34 protein-coding genes are annotated in these 21381 nt (G+C 59.6%); 1 reads left to right on the forward strand and 33 read right to left on the reverse strand.

Annotation, left to right across the window (positions count from 1 at the left end; translation table 11 throughout):
- Positions 1-62: 62 nt before the first annotated feature.
- The 4 genes from glmM to truA all read right to left on the reverse strand — a co-directional run bounded on the left by glmM (position 63) and on the right by truA (position 3638).
- Positions 63-1412 carry a phosphoglucosamine mutase gene (gene glmM, locus JSO19_RS02225; RefSeq protein WP_270909502.1) on the reverse strand — a complete coding sequence of 450 codons (1350 nt, stop codon included), beginning with the start codon at positions 1410-1412 and terminating at the stop codon, positions 63-65.
- Between the two features lie 20 nt (positions 1413-1432).
- Entirely contained in the window at positions 1433-1912 is a 480-nt protein-coding gene (gene rpsI / locus JSO19_RS02230; RefSeq protein WP_270909503.1) for a 30S ribosomal protein S9, read from the reverse strand.
- Between the two features lie 35 nt (positions 1913-1947).
- A complete protein-coding gene (gene rplM / locus JSO19_RS02235; RefSeq protein WP_270909504.1) occupies positions 1948-2394 on the reverse strand; it encodes a 50S ribosomal protein L13 in 447 nt (148 codons plus the stop codon).
- Between the two features lie 326 nt (positions 2395-2720).
- Positions 2721-3638 carry a tRNA pseudouridine(38-40) synthase TruA gene (gene truA / locus JSO19_RS02240; protein WP_270909505.1) on the reverse strand — a complete coding sequence of 306 codons (918 nt, stop codon included), beginning with the start codon at positions 3636-3638 and terminating at the stop codon, positions 2721-2723.
- 54 nt (positions 3639-3692) lie between these two features.
- Between truA and JSO19_RS02245 the strand changes: the two genes are divergently transcribed.
- A complete protein-coding gene (locus JSO19_RS02245) occupies positions 3693-5645 on the forward strand; it encodes an acyltransferase family protein (protein ID WP_270909506.1) in 1953 nt (650 codons plus the stop codon).
- A gap of 177 nt (positions 5646-5822) precedes the next feature.
- On the opposite strand, the gene rplQ is transcribed toward JSO19_RS02245, so the two are convergent.
- The 29 genes from rplQ to rpsJ form a co-directional block, all read right to left on the reverse strand.
- Positions 5823-6317 (reverse strand): 50S ribosomal protein L17, encoded by a 495-nt coding sequence (rplQ, locus tag JSO19_RS02250; protein WP_270909507.1) that lies wholly within the window; start codon positions 6315-6317, stop codon positions 5823-5825.
- Between the two features lie 43 nt (positions 6318-6360).
- Entirely contained in the window at positions 6361-7347 is a 987-nt protein-coding gene (locus JSO19_RS02255; RefSeq protein ID WP_217131657.1) for a DNA-directed RNA polymerase subunit alpha, read from the reverse strand.
- A 103-nt stretch (positions 7348-7450) separates the two neighbouring features.
- A complete protein-coding gene (gene rpsK, locus JSO19_RS02260; RefSeq protein WP_217131655.1) occupies positions 7451-7846 on the reverse strand; it encodes a 30S ribosomal protein S11 in 396 nt (131 codons plus the stop codon).
- Between the two features lie 30 nt (positions 7847-7876).
- A complete protein-coding gene (rpsM, locus tag JSO19_RS02265) occupies positions 7877-8245 on the reverse strand; it encodes a 30S ribosomal protein S13 (protein ID WP_217131654.1) in 369 nt (122 codons plus the stop codon).
- 147 nt (positions 8246-8392) lie between these two features.
- Positions 8393-8506, reverse strand: a complete 114-nt coding sequence (gene rpmJ / locus JSO19_RS02270; RefSeq protein ID WP_005987264.1) for a 50S ribosomal protein L36 — start codon at positions 8504-8506, stop codon at positions 8393-8395.
- A 67-nt stretch (positions 8507-8573) separates the two neighbouring features.
- Positions 8574-8816, reverse strand: coding sequence for a translation initiation factor IF-1 (infA, locus tag JSO19_RS02275; RefSeq protein WP_217131653.1), 243 nt, complete (start codon positions 8814-8816; stop codon positions 8574-8576).
- A 129-nt stretch (positions 8817-8945) separates the two neighbouring features.
- On the reverse strand, positions 8946-9785 hold the full coding sequence (map, locus tag JSO19_RS02280; protein ID WP_270909508.1) for a type I methionyl aminopeptidase: 840 nt from the start codon (positions 9783-9785) through the stop codon (positions 8946-8948).
- A gap of 6 nt (positions 9786-9791) precedes the next feature.
- Positions 9792-10370: an adenylate kinase gene (locus JSO19_RS02285; RefSeq protein ID WP_270909509.1), complete on the reverse strand. Its 579-nt coding sequence runs from the start codon at positions 10368-10370 to the stop codon at positions 9792-9794.
- Positions 10370-11698, reverse strand: a complete 1329-nt coding sequence (secY, locus tag JSO19_RS02290) for a preprotein translocase subunit SecY (protein WP_217131650.1) — start codon at positions 11696-11698, stop codon at positions 10370-10372. Before secY ends, JSO19_RS02285 begins: the two co-directional genes overlap by 1 nt.
- A gap of 161 nt (positions 11699-11859) precedes the next feature.
- On the reverse strand, positions 11860-12354 hold the full coding sequence (gene rplO / locus JSO19_RS02295; RefSeq protein WP_217131649.1) for a 50S ribosomal protein L15: 495 nt from the start codon (positions 12352-12354) through the stop codon (positions 11860-11862).
- On the reverse strand, positions 12354-12539 hold the full coding sequence (rpmD, locus tag JSO19_RS02300) for a 50S ribosomal protein L30 (RefSeq protein WP_217131647.1): 186 nt from the start codon (positions 12537-12539) through the stop codon (positions 12354-12356). Before rpmD ends, rplO begins: the two co-directional genes overlap by 1 nt.
- A 2-nt stretch (positions 12540-12541) precedes the next feature.
- Positions 12542-13249, reverse strand: a complete 708-nt coding sequence (gene rpsE, locus JSO19_RS02305) for a 30S ribosomal protein S5 (protein ID WP_270909510.1) — start codon at positions 13247-13249, stop codon at positions 12542-12544.
- The gene (gene rplR, locus JSO19_RS02310; protein ID WP_270909511.1) at positions 13246-13620 is read right to left on the reverse strand and encodes a 50S ribosomal protein L18; all 375 of its coding nucleotides are present in this window, start codon (positions 13618-13620) and stop codon (positions 13246-13248) included. Before rplR ends, rpsE begins: the two co-directional genes overlap by 4 nt.
- Before the next feature lie 2 nt (positions 13621-13622).
- Positions 13623-14159: a 50S ribosomal protein L6 gene (rplF, locus tag JSO19_RS02315; RefSeq protein WP_270909512.1), complete on the reverse strand. Its 537-nt coding sequence runs from the start codon at positions 14157-14159 to the stop codon at positions 13623-13625.
- A gap of 9 nt (positions 14160-14168) precedes the next feature.
- Entirely contained in the window at positions 14169-14567 is a 399-nt protein-coding gene (gene rpsH / locus JSO19_RS02320; protein WP_270909513.1) for a 30S ribosomal protein S8, read from the reverse strand.
- A 157-nt stretch (positions 14568-14724) separates the two neighbouring features.
- Positions 14725-15306 carry a 50S ribosomal protein L5 gene (rplE, locus tag JSO19_RS02325; RefSeq protein ID WP_217131637.1) on the reverse strand — a complete coding sequence of 194 codons (582 nt, stop codon included), beginning with the start codon at positions 15304-15306 and terminating at the stop codon, positions 14725-14727.
- On the reverse strand, positions 15306-15668 hold the full coding sequence (gene rplX / locus JSO19_RS02330; protein ID WP_217131635.1) for a 50S ribosomal protein L24: 363 nt from the start codon (positions 15666-15668) through the stop codon (positions 15306-15308). Before rplX ends, rplE begins: the two co-directional genes overlap by 1 nt.
- A gap of 3 nt (positions 15669-15671) precedes the next feature.
- Positions 15672-16040, reverse strand: a complete 369-nt coding sequence (rplN, locus tag JSO19_RS02335; protein WP_217131633.1) for a 50S ribosomal protein L14 — start codon at positions 16038-16040, stop codon at positions 15672-15674.
- A gap of 35 nt (positions 16041-16075) precedes the next feature.
- Positions 16076-16369 (reverse strand): 30S ribosomal protein S17, encoded by a 294-nt coding sequence (gene rpsQ / locus JSO19_RS02340; RefSeq protein ID WP_217131632.1) that lies wholly within the window; start codon positions 16367-16369, stop codon positions 16076-16078.
- A gap of 2 nt (positions 16370-16371) precedes the next feature.
- On the reverse strand, positions 16372-16686 hold the full coding sequence (gene rpmC / locus JSO19_RS02345; RefSeq protein ID WP_217131630.1) for a 50S ribosomal protein L29: 315 nt from the start codon (positions 16684-16686) through the stop codon (positions 16372-16374).
- Complete coding sequence (rplP, locus tag JSO19_RS02350; protein WP_270909514.1) at positions 16686-17105, reverse strand: 50S ribosomal protein L16; 420 nt, start codon at positions 17103-17105, stop codon at positions 16686-16688. Before rplP ends, rpmC begins: the two co-directional genes overlap by 1 nt.
- Before the next feature lie 2 nt (positions 17106-17107).
- A complete protein-coding gene (gene rpsC / locus JSO19_RS02355) occupies positions 17108-17872 on the reverse strand; it encodes a 30S ribosomal protein S3 (protein ID WP_270909515.1) in 765 nt (254 codons plus the stop codon).
- A complete protein-coding gene (gene rplV / locus JSO19_RS02360) occupies positions 17873-18253 on the reverse strand; it encodes a 50S ribosomal protein L22 (protein WP_217131624.1) in 381 nt (126 codons plus the stop codon).
- Positions 18254-18279: 26 nt separating this feature from the next.
- Positions 18280-18561 carry a 30S ribosomal protein S19 gene (gene rpsS, locus JSO19_RS02365; protein ID WP_217131623.1) on the reverse strand — a complete coding sequence of 94 codons (282 nt, stop codon included), beginning with the start codon at positions 18559-18561 and terminating at the stop codon, positions 18280-18282.
- A gap of 10 nt (positions 18562-18571) precedes the next feature.
- The gene (rplB, locus tag JSO19_RS02370) at positions 18572-19408 is read right to left on the reverse strand and encodes a 50S ribosomal protein L2 (protein ID WP_217131621.1); all 837 of its coding nucleotides are present in this window, start codon (positions 19406-19408) and stop codon (positions 18572-18574) included.
- Between the two features lie 27 nt (positions 19409-19435).
- Positions 19436-19732 carry a 50S ribosomal protein L23 gene (gene rplW, locus JSO19_RS02375; RefSeq protein WP_217131619.1) on the reverse strand — a complete coding sequence of 99 codons (297 nt, stop codon included), beginning with the start codon at positions 19730-19732 and terminating at the stop codon, positions 19436-19438.
- Positions 19732-20349, reverse strand: a complete 618-nt coding sequence (rplD, locus tag JSO19_RS02380; RefSeq protein WP_270909516.1) for a 50S ribosomal protein L4 — start codon at positions 20347-20349, stop codon at positions 19732-19734. The genes rplW and rplD overlap by 1 nt, the downstream gene beginning before the upstream one ends.
- A gap of 3 nt (positions 20350-20352) precedes the next feature.
- Entirely contained in the window at positions 20353-21006 is a 654-nt protein-coding gene (gene rplC, locus JSO19_RS02385) for a 50S ribosomal protein L3 (RefSeq protein WP_270909517.1), read from the reverse strand.
- 14 nt (positions 21007-21020) lie between these two features.
- On the reverse strand, positions 21021-21329 hold the full coding sequence (rpsJ, locus tag JSO19_RS02390) for a 30S ribosomal protein S10 (RefSeq protein WP_010156393.1): 309 nt from the start codon (positions 21327-21329) through the stop codon (positions 21021-21023).
- Positions 21330-21381 lie beyond the last annotated feature (52 nt).

Raw genomic sequence — 21381 nt, forward strand, 5'->3', positions numbered from 1 at the left:
GATCCGCATCAAAAAAGCCCGCGGCCACCAAACCGGTGATCGCGGGCTTTTGTCGTTGACTGCTAGATTGCGAGGCGCTCTTTCACGACCTGCGCGAGATCGTTTGCGAGCTGCTCGGCGACTTCCTGTGTCGCCGCCTCAACCATGACACGCACGACGGGCTCGGTTCCCGAGGGCCGCAGGAGCACGCGCCCCTGCCCCGCGAGCGCCGCCTCAGCCTGGTAGATAGCCTGGCCAAGCAACTCGTCACCGTGCACACGCGTGCGGTCGACGCCGCGAACATTCACGAGCACCTGCGGATACACCGTCATGCATTCTGCGAGCTGCCCGAGCGTCTTACCAGAGCGAACTACCTCGGCCGCGAGGTGCAGCCCGGTGAGAATGCCGTCGCCGGTCGTCGCGTAGTCGCTCATGATGACGTGACCCGATTGCTCGCCACCGAGCGTATAGCCGTGCTCGTTGATCGACTCAAGCACGTATCGGTCGCCGACGTTCGTTTGCACGACGTCAATGCCATTATCGGCCATCGCGAGCTTCAGACCAAGGTTGCTCATCACGGTCGCGACGAGCGTGTTCTCAGCAAGCTTGCCGCGCTGCGACATCGAGAGCGCCAGAATCGCCATGATCTTGTCACCATCGACCACGTTACCGTCGCCATCGATCGCGAGGCAGCGGTCTGCATCGCCATCGTGCGCAATACCGAGGTCAGCCCCCGACTGCTTCACCGTTTCGATGAGCTGTTCGAGGTGTGTCGAGCCAATGCCGTCGTTGATGTTGAAGCCATCGGGATCGTTCCCGATCACGGTCACCTTCGCACCAGCCGCGTGAAACACATCGGGTGAAATACCTGCAGCGGCGCCGTGGGCGCAGTCGAGCGCAACGTGAACGCCCTCGAGGCTCAGCCCTTCGAGGGTTCCAAGAAGGTGTACGAGGTAGCGATCTTCAGCATCGGCGAAGCGACGAATGCGGCCAACCTCACGGCCGGTCGTGCCCACGAGCGGGCCGGCCATTGCCGCCTCGATCTCGTCTTCGACATCGTCGGCCAGCTTCTTACCGCCCTCGGCAAAGAACTTAATGCCATTATCGGGTGCTGGGTTGTGCGATGCCGAAATCATGACACCGAAGTCGGCCCCGGTATCGGCCACGAGATATGCGGCTGCGGGGGTCGGAATCACTCCGGCTTCGAGCACGTCAACGCCCGCTGCTGCGAGGCCTGACGCGACTGCCGCCGCAATGAACTCTCCCGAAACACGGGGGTCACGCGCAACGACGGCAGTAGCACGACGGCTCTCGGCCCGGGCATTCCGCCCGAGCACGAGAGCCGCTGCGTGTGCGAGGTGGAGGGCCAGCTCGGCGGTCACATCGACGCCAGCCAGCCCCCTCACACCATCGGTACCAAAAAGTCGTACCATGTCTGCACTCCGACGCGTGGTTAGCGCTTCGAGTACTGTGGAGCCTTACGTGCCTTCTTGAGGCCGGCCTTCTTGCGTTCCTTGATACGAGCGTCGCGGCTGAGGAAGCCGGCCTTCTTGAGCGAAGGACGGTTGTGCTCAACGTCGATCTCGTTCAGGGCGCGAGCGATGGCGAGACGCAGTGCGCCTGCCTGGCCCGAGGGGCCGCCGCCGTCGATGATCGCGACGACGTCGTATGCGCCTGCGAGCTCGAGCACCGTGAAGGGGTCGTTGATGAGCTGCTGGTGCAGCTTGTTCGGGAAGTACTCTGAGAGCTCACGGCCGTTGACCGTGATGGTGCCTGAACCCGGGGTAACGCGTGCACGGGCAACAGCCTGCTTGCGACGGCCAACGCCTGCGCCAGCCACGGTGAGCGCGGGGCGAGGGGTTGAAGCGACAGCTGCCTCAGCAGGCGTCTCGGTGGTGTAGCTCTCGGCTACTACGGTTTCTTCGGTAGTCACGTTGTTTTCCTTAATCTTGATCGATGACGGCGCGACTACTGCGCGACCTGAGAAATGGTGTACTGGGTCGGCTGCTGAGCAGCGTGTGGGTGCTCAGCACCCTGGTAAACCTTCAGCTTCTTGATGATCTGTGCACCGAGCTTGTTCTTAGGAAGCATGCCGCGGATCGCCTTCTCAATGGCGCGCTCCGGGTTTTCGTCGAGCAGCTGCGTGTAGGTCACTGAACGCAGGCCACCGGGGTAACCCGAGTGACGGTAGGCGCGCTTGGTAGCGGCCTTGTTGTTGGTGAGCACAACCTTTTCGGCGTTCACAATGATGACGTGGTCGCCCATGTCCATGTGGGGTGCGAAGGTGGTCTTGTGCTTGCCGCGCAGCAGTGCTGCTGCCTGCGAAGCGAGGCGGCCGAGCACAACGTCAGTAGCGTCAATCACGAGCCAGTCGTGAGTCACGTCTGCGGCTTTGGGCGTGTATGTGGTAGTCACAATACTGCTTTCTTGTCGGAATGGAGGTGTTCGTGTATCCCACTCCATGGCGATTTCTCTCGAGAGAAAAAGCACCTGCGGAGGTCTCAACATTCACAGTATGCATTTTGATACGCATACCAACGAACAACTCTAGCACACGCGGTGCCGCGGCCGCGAGCTGCTCGGCGCGGTCTCGCCGCTGCACGCCGATTTCGCGTTTACTTGACGAAAAGCAGGGTGTTTTCGCCCCAACACCCTGCTTTTCGTCAAGTGGATCCCCGCGCGCGGCCCAAACCTCAGCGCGCGGCCGAAACCGCCACCGCCCGAAACCGCCACCCACGTGCTCAGCCGAGAATTTCCGAGGCTAGCGGATCGCGCCTCGCACGCGTCACCGCAGCCCGTGCCGCGAGCCCGGCATCTTCGGGGTACTCCACGCCGACGAGCGTAAGGCCGTGCGCAGGCATGACCGGGATGCTGCTCGAGCGCTTCCGTTCGGCCGTGAGCTGCTGCAGCTGATCAACCGTCAGCTTGCCAGCCCCCACCGCGAGCACCCCGCCAACGAGCGAGCGCACCATCGAGTGGCAGAAGGCGTCGGCGTGAATCGTTGCGGCGAGCACCCCGTCGGCACGTTCGGCCCACGTAAAGTCAATGAGCGTGCGCACGGCAGTTGAGCCCTCGCGCGCCTTGCAAAAGCTCGTGAAGTCCTGGAGGCCAAGGAGCGTGAGCGATGCTGTTCGGGTCGCATCAACATCGATCTCGTCGCCGAGCGCAACAACGCAGTGACGCAGCAGCGGGTTAACGGGCACTCCCCTCGGCGACACGAGGTATTCATAGGTTCGCGAGAGCGCAGCAAATCTCGCGTCGAACCCCTCCGGCGCGAGATTCACGGCATGAACGATGAGGTCGCCCGCGTCAAAGCGCTTGAGCGCGCCGTTCAGCTTGCGTGCCGCTCCCCCGACACTCGCGCTCCTGCCGGCAAGCTTTGCGCACTCGACCTCAGTCACCTCGACGTGGCAGGTCTGGCCCGTCGCGTGCACCCCGGCGTCGGTCCTTCCCGCAACCGTCACGGTGACCTCGTCAGGTTCTCTGCGCACGACCATAGCGATCGCCCGTTCAAGCTCGCCCTGCACCGTGCGCAGTCCGGGTTGCTTGGCCCAGCCCGAAAAGTGCGTGCCATCGTAGGCGAGGTCAATTCTCAACCGAACCTGACCGTCTGCCCGCATGCCTCGCACCTCTTTCGCGTATGATGAATCGTTGCACAATAGCCCCACTCTACCGCCAAGCGTGGGGCCGAGCTACGAAGGATCCGCCCAAGAATGCACGACACCAAACGCCAGCAGCGGCTCGGCGGCCTCGACGGTCTTCGCGCCATCGCGGTGGGTCTCGTGCTTGTCTACCACCTCTTCCCGCCCCTCATGCCCGGCGGTTTTCTCGGCGTTGACGTCTTTTTCGCGATCTCAGGCTTTCTCATCGCGACGCTGCTCATGCGTGAGCACGATAGCAAGGGGCACATCAACCTCGCCGACTTCTGGCGGCGGCGCGCGAGACGCCTCCTGCCAGCCCTCGGCCTCGTCGTTGCCGTCACAACCGCCGCGAGCTTCATCGTCGGCGGCGACCTGCTGTATCACATACGTCAGCAGGTCATTGGCGCCCTGTTGTTTGTTTCGAACTGGGTCTTCATCGCCTTCGGCACCGACTACTTCGCGCAAGACACCCCTGAACTCCTACGTAACGCCTGGTCGCTCGCGATCGAAGAGCAGTTCTACCTCTTGCTACCGCTCGTACTCATCGTGCTGTTGCGCCGCTCGCGCAAGGTGCTCGTGGTCACGGTGTTCACGCTGCTCGGGGCCGGATCAGCCTGGCTCATGTGGCATTACAGCCTCGCGGGCGTCGACGCGACCCGCATTTACTTCGGCTCAGACTCGCACGTGTTCGGGTTGCTCTTCGGCGTAGCCCTCTCCGCCCTGCTCCACCGGCCGCGCATGAATGCCGCCGCCCCCGCCTCGCTCACGAGGCCTCAGGCCATCGTGAATACCGTGATCGTGGTCGCGGGCCTTAGCTGCTTCATGTGGCTCAGCCTCACCCTCGTCGAGGGCTCTGCCGAGAGCTTCGAGGGCGGCTTCCAGCTCGCCACGCTCGCAGCGCTCGTGACCGTCGCGGCGGTGACGAGGCCGGGTGCCCCACTCGCGCGTGTACTCGACATGCGCCCACTCGCATACATCGGTGAGCGATCATACGGCATATATCTCTGGCATTGGCCTGTGCTGCTGCTCGTGCGGCAATCACTCGGACCTGCTGCAGGTCTCACCACGCCAGTTTGGGTCATCGGCGTGGTGACCCTCGTCATCACCCTCGCGGCCGCAGGCCTCTCATACCGGTTCGTCGAGACCCCTATTCGGCGCTATGGCCTGCGCACCTCGTGGAACGCTTTCTGGGGCGCCCTCGCTGGCCGCATGTCACGGCCAGTCACCAAACGCAGGGCTCTCACGGTCTTTAGCATCACGTTTCTCGCCGTGCCGCTCGTCGGTGGCGCGCTTCTCACCGCGCCTAACCGCACGAGTAGCGAGGAAGCAATCGAGCGTGGTCGCGAGGCGACCCAGTCAGCCCCTCAAGGGGCAGAGGGCACGCAGCCAAATGCAGACGCGCAAGCCCCTGCAGACGCTTTTCAAGCGGGCCCAGAGGCCAAGAAGAGCCCCCCGACTGATGGCGCTACCGACGACGCTACCGCTGCCGCAGAAACAACCCCACAACAGCTCAATCACGGGCTCGACCTCACCGCCGTCGGCGACTCGGTCATGCTCGCGAGTGCTCCCGAGCTCAGCGACGCCTTCGCCGGTGTCGACATTGACGCCGAAGTTTCACGCGGGCTCGGCTATGCCGTCTGGTACGTCGAAGAGCTCGCACAGGCTGGCTCGCTGCGCCCCATTCTCGTGATCGGTCTTGGCACCAACGGGCCTATCTCTGACGATGATCTCACCGCCATCGCCCAGATCGCCGAAAAACGCCGCATCATTCTCGTCAATGCTTACGCCGACCGCTGGTGGGTTCCCGAGGTCAATGAGCAGCTCACTGCCTTCGCAGACGAGCACCGCGGTGTTGTCGTCGCCGACTGGAACGGCAGCATTGCCCCCCACCCCGAGCTGCTCGCTGGTGACCTCGTGCACCCCCACCCCGAGGGCGGCGAGGTCTACGCCACGGCGATCGCCAACGCAATCGATGAGCTCAATGCGCAAGATGAACGCATCGGTTTCGGAGTTCCCCGCCGCTAACCGGAAACCAAGGCGGATCGCGGCCCTTGGCACCGCTCCCGCTAGCTCTCCCGCTGCAGCACGTCACCGCACGGTGTCGCTGCCAGGAACCTGCATGGTCTTTCGATGCTCCCGCCCTGGGTATGCAAAAGGGGCGGTAGCTTTCGCTACCGCCCCTCACACTCGAGTTCGAGAGAGTTACTCAGCCTTCTCTTCGGCTGCTTCCTCTACCTGAACCTCTTCAGCGGGTGCTTCTTCTACCGCGGTCTCTTCGACGACCTCAGGAGCTGCCGCTTCAGCGGGAGCTGCCTTCTTCGCCTTCACCTTGGGCTGTACGGGCTCGAGAACGAGCTCGATAACCGCCATGGGAGCGTTGTCGCCCTTGCGGTAGCCGGTCTTGATGATGCGAGTGTAGCCGCCCTGACGCTCCTCAACGAGGGGCGCGATCTCAGTGAAGAGCTCGTGAACGACCGTCTGATCACCGATCTGGCGCAGAACGCGACGGCGTGCTGCCAGGTCGCCGCGCTTTGCGAAGGTGATGAGTCGCTCAGCCACGGGCTGAAGACGCTTTGCCTTGGTCTCGGTGGTCTGAATGCTCTTGTGAGTGAAGAGCTGAGCCGCCATGTTGTTGAGCAGAAGACGCTCGTGGGCTGGGCCGCCCCCGAGACGTGGACCCTTGCTGGGCTTTGCCATGATGTTCTCCGTAGATGTTTACGTCAGCGTGGCTGACAAACAGTTAGTTGTTGTCTTCTTCGTAGCTGTAGAAGTTCGCCCCGTCAAAACCGGGGACGGTGTCCTTCAGCGAGAGCCCCATCTCCTGGAGCTTGTCGCGTACCTCGAACACTGACTTCTGGCCAAAGTTACGAATGTTCATGAGCTGGCCCTCTGAGAGTGCAACAAGCTCTGAAACTGTGTTGATGCCTTCACGCTTCAAGCAGTTGTAGCTGCGAACCGAGAGGTCGAGATCTTCGATCGGGACCATGAGTTCGCCGTCAACAACCTGCTCAACCGGGGCTGGCCCGATCTCAACACCCTCAGCCTGCGTGTTGAGCTCACGGGCAAGGCCGAAGAGTTCAACGAGCGTCGCGCCTGCTGATGCAACTGCATCGCGGGGGCTGATCGCTGGCTTGCTCTCAACGTCGACCACGAGGCGGTCGAAGTCAGTGCGCTCACCGGCACGAGTTGCCTCGACACGGTAGGTCACTTTGAGAACGGGTGAGTAAATCGAGTCAACCGGAATACGGCCAACCTCTGCGTCTTCTTGACGGTTCTGGTTTGCCGAGACGTAGCCGCGGCCACGCTCGATCGTGAGCTCAAGCTCGAACTGCGCATCTTCGCCGAGCGTCGCAATAACGAGCTCGGGGTTGTGTACCTCGACGCCGGCAGGCGCTGAGATATCGGCAGCGGTAACTTCGCCCGAACCGGTCTTACGAAGGTAAGCGGTGATCGGCTCGTCGTGCTCGCTCGATACAACGAGATCCTTGATGTTCAGGATAATTTCAGTCACGTCTTCGGTCACGCCGGGAATCGTGGTGAACTCGTGTGCGACTCCCTCAAACCGAACGCTCGTCACCGACGCGCCAGGAATTGAAGAGAGAAGGGTACGACGAAGCGAGTTGCCAAGGGTGTAACCGAAGCCCGGCTCGAGGGGTTCGATCACGAAACGTGAACGGAACTCTGAGATGGGCTCTTCGGTGAGTGTTGGTCGCTGTGCAATGAGCACGATGTATTTCCTTTCGTTCAGAGTCCGCTATATGACTCTTGAAAACGGTTGAAAAGCGGGAGGAAACGCGTTCGGGCCGAAACCCGAACGCGTGCTATGCACGTTAGACGCGGCGACGCTTGGGTGGGCGGCAACCGTTGTGAGCCTGTGGCGTCACGTCGTTGATTGACCCAACCTCGAGGCCTGCAGCCTGAAGCGAACGAATTGCGGTTTCGCGACCTGAGCCGGGGCCCTTCACGAAAACGTCAACCTTCTTCATGCCGAATTCCTGCGCCTTGCGAGCTGCTGATTCTGCAGCAAGCTGGGCGGCAAACGGGGTTGACTTACGTGAACCCTTGAAGCCAACGCCACCTGACGACGCCCAGCTGACAACTGCACCGCTCGGATCAGTGATCGAAACGATGGTGTTGTTGAACGTCGACTTGATGTGGGCCTGGCCCTGAACGATATTCTTTTTATCCTTGCGGCGCGGTTTGCGCACTGATGATGGATTAGCCATGTGTGCTGTACTCCTGAAAGCCTAAGGGTTCTACTTCTTCTTACCGGCAACGGTGCGCTTCGGCCCCTTGCGGGTACGAGCGTTCGTCTTCGTGCGCTGACCGTGCACGGGAAGGCCCTTGCGGTGACGCAGACCCTGGTAGCTACCAACCTCAACCTTGCGGCGAATGTCGGCCTGCACCTCACGGCGAAGATCACCTTCGACCTTGAAGTTTTCGTTGATGTAGTCGCGAAGCTGAACGAGCTGCTCGTCGGTCAGGTCCTTGACGCGGATGTTTGCGTCAATACCGGTTGCCTCGAGCGTCTGCTTTGCACTGGTGCGACCCACGCCATAAATGTACGTGAGTGCGATTTCTACGCGTTTGTCGCGCGGAATGTCTACTCCTGCGAGACGTGCCATGTGTGGCTCTCCTCTATGTATTGGAGGTGTGGTGCGCACCATGGAGCCTGGGCCTCCAACCCAGGGTGTCCCCCGCCGAGGCGGGTTCTGAGGTGCACATGTATATTCATTTATTGGTTGTAATGTGTGCGCGAGGAGCGCACATTACTAACCCTGGCGCTGCTTGTGACGCGGGTTCTCGCAGATGACCATCACGCGACCGTGACGGCGAATCACCTTGCAGTTATCGCAGATCTTCTTAACGCTGGGCTTTACCTTCATGTGGAATCCTTGGTATTCGCTGTCCTCGTACTCATGAGGTTCATGAGCCGTTACTTCTCAGCCGTCGTTACTTGTAGCGGTAAGTGATGCGACCACGGGTCAGGTCATAGGGCGTGAGCTCTACAAGCACCCGATCTTCGGGAAGAATGCGAATGTAGTGCTGACGCATTTTCCCTGAGATGTGTGCAAGAACGAGGTGTCCATTCGTCAATTCGACGCGGAACTGGGCATTGGGAAGCGCCTCGACGACGCGGCCCTCGAGCTCAATAACGCCTTCTTTTTGCTTCTTGGGACGATCTTGCTTGGCCATAGCCTCACTATCACTTGTTCAACGATGCTGGTCGTGCGGATACGCATGCGCGAGCATACATAATCCACCAAAGATCTATAATAGACCTAGCGGCCGGTACTTGTCCAGTCGCTATGAGAAGTTCCCTCGCTAGGCGATGGGAACGGGGGTAATCCCGAAGGGCTTCAGGCCCGCTGCCCCGCCGTCTTCGGCGGTGAGAACCCAGATACCGTCTTTATGAACGGCGACCGTCTGCTCCCACTGGCAGCTCATCTTGCCATCGGCCATCGCGACGGTCCAGTCATCATCGAGCACGATCGTTTCGGGACGACCCTCTGAAATGATTGGCTCGATTGCGACGCACAACCCTGGCTTGATTTCTGGGCCCGCAAAGTTCACCGGGTAGTTAAACACGGGCGGAGCCTCGTGCATCTTCCGGCCGATACCGTGCCCAATGTAGTCTTCAACGATTCCAAAGTCGCTGACCTTACGGACATGCTTGGCAATCGCGTCACCGACCTCATTGAGGTGGGTTCCGTGCGCGAGCTGTGCGATACCGTGCCACATCGCGTCATGGGTCACCTGGCTGAGCTTTTGTTGACGCTCAGTGCGCTCAGGACGCTCGGGATCGGGGAGCACGACGGTAATCGCCGCATCGCCGTTCCAGCCCTTGATAATCGCTCCGACATCGAGCGAGACCATGTCGCCTGGCTCGAGCGGGCGGTCATTCGGGATGCCGTGCACGACATGCTCGTTCACGCTCGCGCAAATCGTGTGGCGGTAGCCAGGCTCGAGCATAAAGTTTGGCTCGCCACCGAGGTCACGAATGGCCTGCTCTGCGATGGCATCGAGCTCAAGGGTGGTCATGCCAACCTTGATTTCTCGTTTCATGGCCGCAAGTGCCGCCCCTGTCGCCTTGCCCGGCTCGATCATGAGCCGGAGCTGGGCAGGAGATTTGTAGAACGATTTACGCAGAATGTTACGAGCCATAACGAGCTAGGAAAGCACCCCTTCGAGAGCTGTGTTAATACGATTAGCGACTTCTTCGACGGTGCCGAGACCGTCGACAGCGACAAGGATACCGCGCTCGCTGAAGAGATGAATGAGCGGAGCGGTTTGCTCGGCATAGACCTCCTGGCGGTGGCGAATGACCTCTTCGGTGTCGTCTGCACGCCCCTCGAGCTGTGCACGGTTGAGCAAGCGAGCGACGACCTCATCGGTGTCTGCCTCGAGCAGAACAACAGCATCAAGCTTCGCGTTCACGGGTGCGAGCATCGCATCGAGCGCGTGCACCTGATCGACAGTACGGGGGTAACCATCGAGCAAGAAGCCGTTCTTGGCATCATCTTGCTGAAGGCGATCCGCTACGATCTCGTTCGTCAGAGCGTCTGGAACCAGCTCGCCTGACTCGATGATCTGCTGAACACGCTTGCCGAGTTCTGTCTGGCCCTTGATGTTCGCACGGAAGATATCTCCGGTCGAGATTGCAGGAATTTCGAAGGTCGTTGCGATCTGTGTAGCCTGAGTGCCCTTTCCCGCTCCGGGAGGGCCAATGATAAGAAGACGAGCGGTCATTACTTGAGGAGTCCTTCATAGTGTCGTTGCTGCAGCTGAGCATCAATCTGCTTCACCGTGTCAAGGCCGACGCCAACGATAATAAGAATCGAGGCTCCGCCGAACGGGAAGTTTGCGTTTGCGCCAAAGAATGACAGTGCAACGAGCGGAATAAGAGCGATGATACCGAGGTACAGTGAGCCGGCACTCGTGATGCGCGAGAGCACGTACTGGAGGTAATCAGCGGTTGGCTTGCCCGCACGAATGCCAGGAACAAAGCCGCCGTACTTCTTCATGTTGTCTGCAACCTCGTCAGGGTTAAACGTGATCTGGACGTAGAAGAAGGTAAAGCCAATGATGAGCAGGAAGAAGACCAGCATGTAGAGAGGCTGGTCGCCCTGCATGAGGTTCTGTGAGATCCACACAACCCAACCCTTGGGCTCTTCACCAGCTGCTGGCTGGTTGAACTGCGTCAGCAACATGGGCAGGTAGAGCAGTGACGAAGCGAAGATCACGGGGATCACGCCAGCCATGTTCACCTTGATGGGAATGTAGGTGTTCGAACCACCGTAGGTTCGACGGCCAACGACGCGCTTCGCGTACTGGACCGGAATACGACGCTGCGACTGCTCGACAAAGACCACTGCCGCGACGACGATCATGCCGACTGCCAGCACGAAGAAGAAGACCTCCCAGCCCTTGGCAACCTTGATCTGCCACAGGGCGCTTGGGAAGGTAGCCGCGATTGACGTGAAGATGAGGAGCGACATGCCGTTGCCCACACCGCGCTCGGTGATGAGCTCACCGAACCACATGATGAGGCCGGTACCCGCGGTCATCACGAGAATCATGATGAGCATTGCGTACCACTCTTGCGACACGAGGTTCTGACATGCAATCTCGTTGCTCTGGCCGAAGAGCATGCCTGAGCGTGCCACGGTGATGAGCGTCGTTGACTGCAGAATCGCGAGACCAATCGTGAGGTAACGCGTGTACTGGGTGAGTCGCGCCTGGCCAGCCTGGCCTTCCTTGTGAAGCGTCTCGAAGTGAGGAATCACAACACGCAGCAACTGCGTGATAATCGAGGCCGTAATGTACGGCATGATGCCGAGCGCGAAGATCGAGAGCTGCAAGAGCGCTCCACCGCTAAACAGGTTGACCATTTGGTAGAGACCCGCGGTCTCTTGCGCAGACTGGTTTGCTGCGAGACACATCTGGACATTGTCAAAGCTCACATAGGGCGTCGGAATAAAAGAGCCGAACCTGAACAGCACAATAATGCTGAGTGTGAACATGATCTTACGCCTGAGATCTGGCGTTTTCATGATGCGTCGAATGGCGCTAAACAACAGCTGCCTCCTGGGTGGGGGAAATGAGGACCGTGAAAATAGACACACGACCAAATACTTATCTTACACTACCCCACCCGTTTCACTCTCGAAAAGTTTCGTTATACGCAAAACGGCCCCCGACGCTTTCGCACGGGGGCCGTTCGCTGGCCTAAACCAAATTAGTTAACGCTACCGCCAGCTGCAGCAATCTTCTCTGCTGCAGATGCCGACACCTTGTCAACTGAGATGTTCAGCTTGACCTGGATGTCACCGGTGCCGAGAACCTTCACGGGCTGGTTCTTGCGAACTGCGCCCTTTGCAACGAGGTCATCGATAGTCACGTCGCCACCCTGTGGGTAGAGCTCGGCGAGCTTCGCCAGGTTCACAACCTGGTACTCGGTGCGGAAGGGGTTCTTGAACCCGCGGAGCTTCGGGGTGCGCATGTGCAGTGGCATCTGCCCACCCTCAAAGCCAGCGCGAACCTGGTAGCGAGCCTTCGTACCCTTGGTACCGCGGCCTGCGGTCTTACCCTTCGAAGCTTCACCGCGACCAACACGGGTCTTGGTGGGCTTTGAGCCGGGTGCGGGACGGAGGTGGTGCATCTTCAAAAGCTGCACGTTCTGCTCCTCTGCCTGGGCGGCCTTCTTGGCCGCTGGCTTCTTCTCTTCGGTCATTAGTCGATCTCCTCAACTTCAACGAGGTGAGCAACAGTGCGCACGTAGCCGCGGTTTGCGAGGGTATCTTCGCGAACGACCGTCTGGCCGATGCGCTTGAGACCCAAGCTACGCAGCGTGTCACGCTGGTTCTGCTTCTCACTGATTACCGACTTGATCTGGGTAATTTTGAGGTTTTTAGCCATGCTTACGCACCTGCCTTTGCCTGTTCAGCACGCTCTGCAGCGGCCTTGGCCTCTGCGCGAACGATGCGTGCGGGCGCCACCTGATCAAAGTCAAGCCCACGGCGAGCTGCGACCGCGCGAGGCTCTTCCAGAAGCTGGAGAGCTGCGACGGTTGCGTGCACGATGTTGAGCGTGTTCGATGAACCGAGTGACTTTGAAAGTACGTCGTGAATGCCTGCGCACTCAAGAACTGCACGAACAGGGCCACCGGCGATAACACCGGTACCGGCTGCTGCGGGACGAAGCAGAACAACGCCTGCTGCGGCCTCACCCTGAACTGGGTGCGGGATGGTGCTGCCGACGCGAGGAACGCGGAAGAAGTTCTTCTTCGCCTCTTCGACGCCCTTCGAAATTGCGAGGGGAACTTCCTTCGCCTTTCCGTAGCCAACGCCAACCATGCCGTTACCGTCGCCTACGACGACGAGAGCGGTGAAGCTAAAGCGACGACCACCCTTAACAACCTTTGAAACGCGGTTGATCGTTACAACGCGCTCGAGGAACTGGCTCTCGTTACGATCACGAGCGCCACGCTCACCACGGGTGCCGCGATCGCGGCTGCCACGGCGTGCTTCGCGAGGTTCGTTGCGGTGTTCCTGGGCCTGGTTCTGGCCTTCCGCTGCCTCGTTCTGTGGCTCTGCAGTCACTTGCTGCTCCTTCTGATTCTCGCTCACAGGCTCAGCCCTACCTCTCGGGCTCCGTCAGCAACCGCTGCAACGCGGCCCGCGTACTTGCTGCCGCCACGGTCGAAGACAACAGAAACAATTCCTGCATCCTTCGCGCGTGCGCCAACGAGCTCGCCAACCTTGCGTGCCTTAGCGGTCTTGTCGCCGTCGAATGCACGGAGGTCAGCCTCCATGGTCGAGGCGTATGCAATGGTGTGGCCCTTTGCATCATCAACAACCTGCACAAACACGTGACGTGATGAGCGGGTTACGACGAGACGGGGGCGCTCGGTGGTGCCAACAATCTTTTTGCGCAGGCGTGCGTGGCGGCGAATACGTGCCGCTGCACGGCCCTTGGCGCGAGTCATTGATCCGGCCATGATTACTTACCAGCCTTTCCAGCCTTGCGACGAACCTGTTCGCCTTCGTAACGCACGCCCTTGCCCTTGTAGGGTTCTGGCTTGCGGAGCTTACGAATGTTTGCTGCGGTTTCGCCTACAGCCTGCTTGTCAATGCCGCGAACCGTGATCTTGTTGTTGCCTTCGACCTCGATGGTGATGCCCGCGGGTGCATCGAACTGGACCGGGTGTGAGAAGCCGAGGGCGAGCTCGAGGCCCTGCCCCTTCGCCTGGACACGGTAACCGGTGCCGACAACCTCGAGCGACTTTGCGTAGCCCTCGGTGACGCCGATGATGATGTTGTTGAGCAGGGTACGAGTCAGGCCGTGCAGCGAACGTGATTCACGCTCGTCGTTCGGGCGGCTGACAGTGATCTGCCCATCTTCGAGTGCAACCGTAATGGGAGCAGGAACGGTGTGTGAGAGTTCGCCCTTGGGGCCCTTCACAGTGACGTCCTGACCATTGATGGTTACCGTTACGCTACCGGGAACTCCGATAGGAAGCTTTCCAATACGTGACATGAGAGCCCCCTACCAAACGTAAGCGAGAACTTCCCCGCCTACGCCCTTCTGCTCGGCTTCACGGTCCGTGAGGAGCCCTGAAGAGGTTGACAGGATTGCGATTCCCAGGCCACCGAGTACCGTTGGCACCTCGGTTGAACGCGCGTATACCCGGAGGCCGGGCTTTGAAACGCGCTTAATGCCTTCAATCGAACGTGAACGGTTCGGGCCGTACTTCAGCGTGAGGGTGAGGTTGGTGCCGACGCGAGCGTCTTCAACCTTCCAGCCTGAAATGTAGCCTTCACGCTTGAGGATATCTGCAATGCGCTCCTTGAGTTTGGAGCCAGGAACAGAGACCTCATCGTGGTACGCCGAGTTGGCGTTGCGCAGTCTGGTAAGCAAGTCTGCTACCGGATCTGTCATCGTCATGATGTGTCTTCTTTCTCGCCTGGTTTCGTCGACCCGTACACGGGAGACGACCTGGGTGGTTCATGAGCGGCCAGGACCAGCTGCACGAGGCAGCTGTCCAGACGCCAGTGTCGGGCAGGCCGAAGCCTGCCCGATCCTGACCGTCATGGTGAACTATTTACGCGTCTTGCTTGAACGGGAAGCCGAGCTCTCGCAGGAGAGCGCGTCCTTCCTCATCCGACTTCGCGGTGGTAACGACAGTGATGTCGAAACCGCGCACGCGATCAATCTTATCCTGATCGATCTCGTGAAATACACTCTGTTCGGTCAAACCGAAGGTGTAGTTACCGTTTCCGTCGAACTGCTTGGGTGAAAGACCACGGAAGTCACGAATACGCGGCAGTGCCAGCGATACGAGACGGTCCATGAACTCCCACGCGCGATCGCCACGCATGGTGACGTGTGCACCAATTGCCTGGCCCTCGCGCAGCTTGAACTGAGCGATCGACTTGCGAGCCTTGGTTACCATCGGCTTCTGACCGGTGATGAGGGTGAGATCGTTGATCGCGCCCTCGATAACCTTGCTGTCGCGTGCCGCTTCGCCAACGCCCGAGTTCACAACGATCTTGACGATACGTGGAACCTGCATGACGTTGTTGTAACCGAACTCCTTCTGGAGCGCGGGAACAATATCAGCGCGGTACTTCTGCTTGAGACGCGGCTGGATTTTGCCAGCCACTGCAGCAGTCTGCTCTGCCATTAGATGTCCTTCCCAGACTTCTTCGCGAAGCGAACACGAACGGTCTTCTTCACACCGTTCTTCTCAACCTCTTCGACGCGGAAGCCAACGCGGGTCGGCTTCTTCGTTTCGGGATCAACGAGTGCAACGTTTGACACGTGGATCGGCGCCTCGTGAGTTTCGAGACCGCCTTCCTTTGCGCCGCGCTGTGACTGACCGACCTTCACGTGCTTGGTGACGTAGTTAACGCCCTCAACGATCACGCGATCTGAGTCGGTCAGAACCTCGATGACGAGGCCCTGCTTGCCGCGGTAGCCACCGCGGTCCTGCGACGGGCCTGAGATGACCTCTACGAGGTCGCCCTTCTTGATCTTCGAGCCCATGGACTAGATCACCTCCGGTGCGAGTGAAACGATCTTCATGAACTTCTTGTCACGAAGCTCGCGGCCTACGGGGCCAAAGATACGGGTGCCGCGTGGCTCACCGTCTGCCTTAAGAATGACAGCAGCGTTCTCATCGAAGCTGATGTACGACCCGTCAACACGACGGGTTTCCTTCTTCGTGCGAACGATAACTGCCTTAACGACATCGCCCTTCTTGACGTTGCCGCCAGGAATAGCATCTTTGACCGTAGCAACGATGGTGTCGCCAAGACCTGCGTAGCGACGACCTGAGCCGCCGAGAACGCGAATCGTGAGCAACTCCTTTGCGCCGGTGTTATCGGCTACCTTGAGTCGGGATTCCTGCTGAATCACTTGTTACTCCTTCTATGCAGTAAACGGAAAACCGCTTACTTCGCCTTCTCGAGAATCTCAACGAGGCGCCAGCGCTTAGTAGCGCTCAAGGGGCGAGTCTCGTGAATGAGCACGAGGTCACCGATGCCTGCGGTGTTACCTGCATCGTGTACGTGCACCTTCGTTGAGCGGCGCATGACCTTGCCGTAGAGAGGGTGCTTAACGCGATCCTCTACCTCGACAACGATGGTCTTGTCCATCTTGTCGCTGACAACGTAGCCGCGGCGAGCCTTGCGGTAACCGCGCTGCTCGGCCTGCTGGTCAGCGGTCTGAGTTTCGACCTTTGCCATGGTTAGGCCTCCTTCGTTTCAGCGGCAGTCTCTGCCTTTTCGCTCTTCTTAGCGGCTGCCTTCTTCTTAGGCGCTGCTGCGGGAGCTGCTACGGGCGTCGTACGAATTCCGAGCTCACGCTCGCGAATGACGGTGTAGATACGTGCGATGTCGCGCTTCACCTGGCGAACACGGCCGTGGCTCTCGAGCTGGCCGGTTGCTGACTGGAAGCGGAGGTTGAACAATTCAGCCTTCGACTTCTTGAGTTCCTCTTCGAGGCGCTCGTTTTCGAATGTATCGAGCTCGCTGATGGCGAGTTCCTTCGTTCCGATGGCCATTACGCGTCGCCCTCCTCACGTTTGATAATGCGTGCCTTCATGGGGAGTTTGTGAATTGCGCGAGTGAGTGCTTCACGAGCGAGCTGCTCATCAACACCTGCTACCTCGAACATCACGCGCCCTGGCTTGACGTTTGCTACCCACCACTCAGGTGAGCCTTTACCTGAACCCATGCGGGTCTCGGCTGGCTTCTTGGTGAGGGGACGGTCTGGGTAAATGTTGATCCAGACCTTACCGCCACGCTTGATGTGACGGGTCATCGCGATACGAGCTGCCTCGATCTGACGGTTGGTCACGTATGCGTGGGTTACTGCCTGAATGCCGTATTCACCGAAGGTGACCTTCGTGCCACCAGTTGCCTGGCCTTTACGGCTCGGGTGGTGCTGCTTACGGTACTTGACTCGACGTGGAATCAGCATGTTTAGCTCTCCGCTCCTGCTGCAACGGGTGCAGCCTCAGGTGCCGGGGCGTTGTTGCGTGGCCCGCGACGGCGGTCACTGCGCTCGCGTGAAGGCTTCTGGTTGGCCTGCTCGCGTGCGAGTTCCTTGTTGGTGAGATCACCCTTGTAAACCCATACCTTCACACCGATGCGACCGAAAGTGGTCTTGGCCTCGTAGAAGCCGTAATCGATGTTGGCACGGAGGGTGTGAAGGGGAACGCGGCCTTCGCGGTAGAACTCTGAACGGCTCATTTCTGCGCCGCCGAGACGACCCGAAACCTGGATGCGAACACCCTTTGCGCCTGCGCGCTGAGCGCCCTGGAGGCCCTTACGCATTGCGCGACGGAAAGCCACGCGTGCAGCAAGCTGCTCTGCAACGCCCTGAGCGATGAGCTGAGCGTCGGCCTCGGGGTTCTTAACCTCGAGAATGTTGAGCTGAATCTGCTTACCGGTGAGCTTTTCGAGCTCGCTACGAATGCGCTCTGCCTCTGCACCACGGCGGCCGATAACGATGCCGGGGCGTGCTGAGTGAATATCAACGCGAACGCGGTCACGCGTGCGCTCGATCTCTACGCGTGAAACGCCCGCACGGTCGAGCTTCTCAGTGAGGTGCTCGCGAATGCGAATGTCTTCTGCAAGGTAATCGGCGTAACGCTGACCTGGCTGCTTCGAGTCAGAGAACCAACGCGAAACGTGATCAGTGGTGATCCCGAGGCGGAAGCCATAGGGATGAATTTTCTGGCCCATTTACTTGGCTCCCTTCGACTGCGCGAGCTCATCCTGGCTGGCAATGACAACCGTGATGTGGCTGGTGCGCTTGTTGATGCGGAATGCGCGTCCCTGAGCACGGGGGCGGAAACGCTTGAGCGTTGCACCCTCGTCAACGAATGCACGAGCTACAACGAGCTCGTCTTCGTTGAAGGGAAGGTTTTCGTTGTCGGCCTTCACGCGTGCGTTTGCAATCGCCGATTCGACGAGCTTGAACACGGGCTCTGCCGCTGCCTGCGGCGCAAACTTGAGGATAGCGAGTGCTTCCTCAGCCTGACGGCCGCGAATGAGGTCAACGACACGACGGGCCTTCATCGGGGTGATGCGAATGTGACGCACACGTGCGATTGATTCGACCATTATCTCTCTCCTTAGCGTCACCGCGCTTAGCGGCGACGGCCCTTCTTGTCGTCCTTCACGTGACCGCGGAAGGTGCGAGTCGGTGCAAATTCACCGAGCTTGTGGCCAACCATGGTTTCCGTGACGAAAACGGGAATGTGCTTGCGACCGTCATGCACTGCGATGGTGTGCCCGAGCATTGCCGGGATGATCATCGAGCGACGTGACCAAGTCTTGATGACATTGTTCGTGCCTGCTTCGTTCTGCGCGACCACCTTGTCAAGGAGGTGGTTGTCGACGAAGGGGCCCTTCTTAAGACTACGAGGCATCTTCTATCTCCTAGCGCTTCTTGTTTGCATTACGGCGGCGAACAATGAGCTTGTCGCTTGCCTTATTCGGACGGCGAGTGCGGCCTTCCTTCTGGCCCCACGGTGACACTGGGTGACGACCACCTGAGGTGCGGCCTTCGCCACCACCGTGTGGGTGATCAATCGGGTTCATGACAACACCGCGAACGGTCGGGCGAACGCCCTTCCAGCGCATACGGCCTGCCTTACCCCAGTTGATGTTCGACTGCTCTGCGTTGCCGACCTCGCCGACCGTTGCACGGCAGCGGGCGTCGACGTTGCGGATCTCGCCCGAGGGGAGACGGAGCTGTGCGTAAGGGCCATCCTTAGCGACGAGGCGAACCGAGGTTCCTGCTGAACGAGCAAGCTTAGCTCCGCCACCGGGCATGAGCTCGATCGCGTGCACGACGGTACCCGTCGGGATGTTCTTCAGCGGAAGGTTGTTACCGGGCTTGATATCAGCCTTTGCACCTGACTCAACGATGTCGCCCTGGTGGAGCTTCTCGGGAGCAAGGATGTAACGCTTCGTGCCATCTACATAGTGCAGCAGCGCGATGCGAGCGGTACGGTTCGGGTCGTACTCAATGTGAGCTACCTTGGCGTTGACACCGTCCTTGTCGTTACGACGGAAGTCGATGACGCGGTACTGGCGCTTGTGCCCACCACCGATGTGGCGAGTAGTGATACGACCTGAGCTGTTACGGCCACCCGTCTTGGGAAGGGGGCGTACCAGTGACTTTTCTGGGGTCGAGCGGGTGATCTCAGCGAAATCTGCCACGCTCGAGCCACGACGACCGGGAGTCGTCGGCTTGTACTTACGAATTGACATAATTCTACGTTCCTCTTCGTTTCAGGCTTATGCAGCCGAGAAGATGTCGATGGTGCCCTGGCTCAGCTTGACAATGGCGCGCTTGGTGTCCTTGCGCTTGCCCATGCCGAAGCGGGTACGGCGCGTCTTGCCCTTGCGGTTAAGCGTGTTGATCTTTGCGACCTTTACGTCGAAGATCTGCTCAAGAGCGAGTTTGATCTCGGTCTTGCTTGCAGTGGGCTCAACCTCGAAGGTGTACTGGCCGTTCGTGTCGATGAGCGTGTAGCTCTTCTCTGACACCACGGGACGCAGAATCACGTCGTGTGGGTTCTTGTTCAGGCTCATTACTTCGAGTCCTCCTTAGCAGTACGCGCTGCGACGAAAGCGTCGAAGGCGGCCTTGGTGAAGACGATGTCGTCGCTGACGACCACGTCGTATGCGTTGAGCTGACCGTGTTCGATCACGTGTACGTTCGGCAGGTTGCGTACCGAAAGAATCGTCGACTCTTCGGTTGCTTCCGTGATAACGAGCACGCGCTTGCCCTGTACAACGCTCTCGAGAGCGGTGCGAGCCTGCTTGGTGCTGGGCTTGTCACCGACGATTGCGTCGAGAACAACAACGCGGCCTGCGCGAGCGCGGTCCGAAAGGGTGCCGCGGAGAGCCGCTGCAACCATCTTCTTCGGGGTGCGCTGTGAGTAATCGCGTGGGACTGGGCCGTGAACAATGCCACCGCCGGTGTGCTGAGGCATACGGATCGAGCCCTGACGAGCGCGGCCGGTGCCCTTCTGCTTGAACGGCTTAGTACCCGAACCCGAAACCTCGCCACGAGTCTTCACCTTGTGGGTGCCCTGACGCGCAGCTGCGAGCTGTGCGACGACAACCTGGTGAATGAGCGGCACGTTGGTCGGAGCGTCGAAGATCTCCGCTGGGAACGTTACCTTTGCTGGAGTTACGGTAGCCATGGACTACGCCCCCTTCACTGTGTTGCGGATGAAAACGAGACGACCCGCAGCACCTGGGATTGCACCCTTGATGAGCACAAGACCGCGATCAGCGTCAACCGCGTGAACCTTGAGGTTCTGAACGGTAACGCGGTCGCCACCCATGCGGCCTGACATCTTCTTACCCTTGAATACGCGACCAGGGGTAGCCGATGCGCCGATCGAGCCGGGCTTGCGGTGGTTACGGTGTGCACCGTGTGATGCAGCGCCGCCACCGAAGTTGTGGCGCTTCATGGTGCCTGCAAAGCCCTTGCCCTTTGAAGTGCCGACAACGTCAACGAGCTGTCCTGCTTCAAAGGTCTCTGCAACGGTGAGCTCCTGGCCCAGTTCGTAGCTGGCTGCGTCGGGCGTACGTACCTCGGTGAGGTGACGACGCGGCGTAACGCCTGCCTTCTCGAAGTGGCCCGAAGCGGGCTTGTTTACCTTACGCGGGTCGATCTGGCCGGCAGCAATCTGCACTGCTGAGTAGCCGTCTACGTCCTGCGTACGAATCTGGGTTACGACGTTGGGAGCAATCTCAACGACGGTTACGGGAACGACTGCGCCGTTCTCGTCCCATACCTGGGTCATGCCGAGCTTGGTGCCGAGCAGGCCCTTTACGTTCTTTACTGATGACATATGCGCTTGACCCCCTAGAGCTTGATCTCGATGTTGACATCGGCGGGCAGGTCGAGACGCATGAGCGAATCAACAGCCTTTGGAGTCGGGTCAACGATATCGATGAGGCGCTTGTGGGTGCGCTTCTCGAAGTGCTCGCGGCTGTCCTTGTATTTGTGAGGTGAGCGGATCACAGCGATCACGTTCTTCTCAGTGGGCAGCGGCACGGGGCCAATTACAGTTGCACCTGCACGAGTGACCGTGTCGACGATCTTGCGTGCAGAGCTGTCGATGACTTCGTGGTCATACGACTTCAGTCGAATGCGGATCTTTTGTCCCGCCATGTGACTCTCTCTTTCTGTTGCGTCATACCCAGGCCGAAACCTGACATTGGAC

Origin of the sequence: Leucobacter sp. UCMA 4100, assembly GCF_027853335.1 — a bacterium.
Taxonomy (GTDB): domain Bacteria; phylum Actinomycetota; class Actinomycetes; order Actinomycetales; family Microbacteriaceae; genus Leucobacter_A.

Bases quoted from the DNA above. Each gene is read 5' to 3' on its own strand.
- glmM (WP_270909502.1), bottom strand. From the start codon at position 1,412: ATGGTACGACTTTTTGGTACCGATGGTGTGAGGGGGCTGGCTGGCGTC.
- JSO19_RS02245 (WP_270909506.1), top strand. From the start codon at position 3,693: ATGCACGACACCAAACGCCAGCAGCGGCTCGGCGGCCTCGACGGTCTT.
- rplQ (WP_270909507.1), bottom strand. From the start codon at position 6,317: ATGGCAAAGCCCAGCAAGGGTCCACGTCTCGGGGGCGGCCCAGCCCAC.
- rpsK (WP_217131655.1), bottom strand. From the start codon at position 7,846: ATGGCTAATCCATCATCAGTGCGCAAACCGCGCCGCAAGGATAAAAAG.
- rpsM (WP_217131654.1), bottom strand. From the start codon at position 8,245: ATGGCACGTCTCGCAGGAGTAGACATTCCGCGCGACAAACGCGTAGAA.
- rpmJ (WP_005987264.1), bottom strand. From the start codon at position 8,506: ATGAAGGTAAAGCCCAGCGTTAAGAAGATCTGCGATAACTGCAAGGTG.
- infA (WP_217131653.1), bottom strand. From the start codon at position 8,816: ATGGCCAAGCAAGATCGTCCCAAGAAGCAAAAAGAAGGCGTTATTGAG.
- map (WP_270909508.1), bottom strand. From the start codon at position 9,785: ATGGCTCGTAACATTCTGCGTAAATCGTTCTACAAATCTCCTGCCCAG.
- JSO19_RS02285 (WP_270909509.1), bottom strand. From the start codon at position 10,370: ATGACCGCTCGTCTTCTTATCATTGGCCCTCCCGGAGCGGGAAAGGGC.
- rplO (WP_217131649.1), bottom strand. From the start codon at position 12,354: ATGACCGAAGAGAAGAAGCCAGCGGCCAAGAAGGCCGCCCAGGCAGAG.
- rpmD (WP_217131647.1), bottom strand. From the start codon at position 12,539: ATGGCTAAAAACCTCAAAATTACCCAGATCAAGTCGGTAATCAGTGAG.
- rplR (WP_270909511.1), bottom strand. From the start codon at position 13,620: ATGGCCGGATCAATGACTCGCGCCAAGGGCCGTGCAGCGGCACGTATT.
- rplF (WP_270909512.1), bottom strand. From the start codon at position 14,159: ATGTCACGTATTGGAAAGCTTCCTATCGGAGTTCCCGGTAGCGTAACG.
- rpsH (WP_270909513.1), bottom strand. From the start codon at position 14,567: ATGACGATGACAGATCCGGTAGCAGACTTGCTTACCAGACTGCGCAAC.
- rplE (WP_217131637.1), bottom strand. From the start codon at position 15,306: ATGGCAGAGCAGACTGCTGCAGTGGCTGGCAAAATCCAGCCGCGTCTC.
- rplX (WP_217131635.1), bottom strand. From the start codon at position 15,668: ATGGGCTCGAAGATCAAGAAGGGCGACCTCGTAGAGGTCATCTCAGGC.
- rpsQ (WP_217131632.1), bottom strand. From the start codon at position 16,369: ATGGCAAAGGTCGAAACTCAGACCGCTGACCAGCAGGCCGAGCAGCGC.
- rpmC (WP_217131630.1), bottom strand. From the start codon at position 16,686: ATGGCCATCGGAACGAAGGAACTCGCCATCAGCGAGCTCGATACATTC.
- rplP (WP_270909514.1), bottom strand. From the start codon at position 17,105: ATGCTGATTCCACGTCGAGTCAAGTACCGTAAGCAGCACCACCCGAGC.
- rpsC (WP_270909515.1), bottom strand. From the start codon at position 17,872: ATGGGCCAGAAAATTCATCCCTATGGCTTCCGCCTCGGGATCACCACT.
- rplV (WP_217131624.1), bottom strand. From the start codon at position 18,253: ATGGTCGAATCAATCGCACGTGTGCGTCACATTCGCATCACCCCGATG.
- rpsS (WP_217131623.1), bottom strand. From the start codon at position 18,561: ATGCCTCGTAGTCTTAAGAAGGGCCCCTTCGTCGACAACCACCTCCTT.
- rplB (WP_217131621.1), bottom strand. From the start codon at position 19,408: ATGTCAATTCGTAAGTACAAGCCGACGACTCCCGGTCGTCGTGGCTCG.
- rplW (WP_217131619.1), bottom strand. From the start codon at position 19,732: ATGAGCCTGAACAAGAACCCACACGACGTGATTCTGCGTCCCGTGGTG.
- rplD (WP_270909516.1), bottom strand. From the start codon at position 20,349: ATGGCTACCGTAACTCCAGCAAAGGTAACGTTCCCAGCGGAGATCTTC.
- rplC (WP_270909517.1), bottom strand. From the start codon at position 21,006: ATGTCATCAGTAAAGAACGTAAAGGGCCTGCTCGGCACCAAGCTCGGC.
- rpsJ (WP_010156393.1), bottom strand. From the start codon at position 21,329: ATGGCGGGACAAAAGATCCGCATTCGACTGAAGTCGTATGACCACGAA.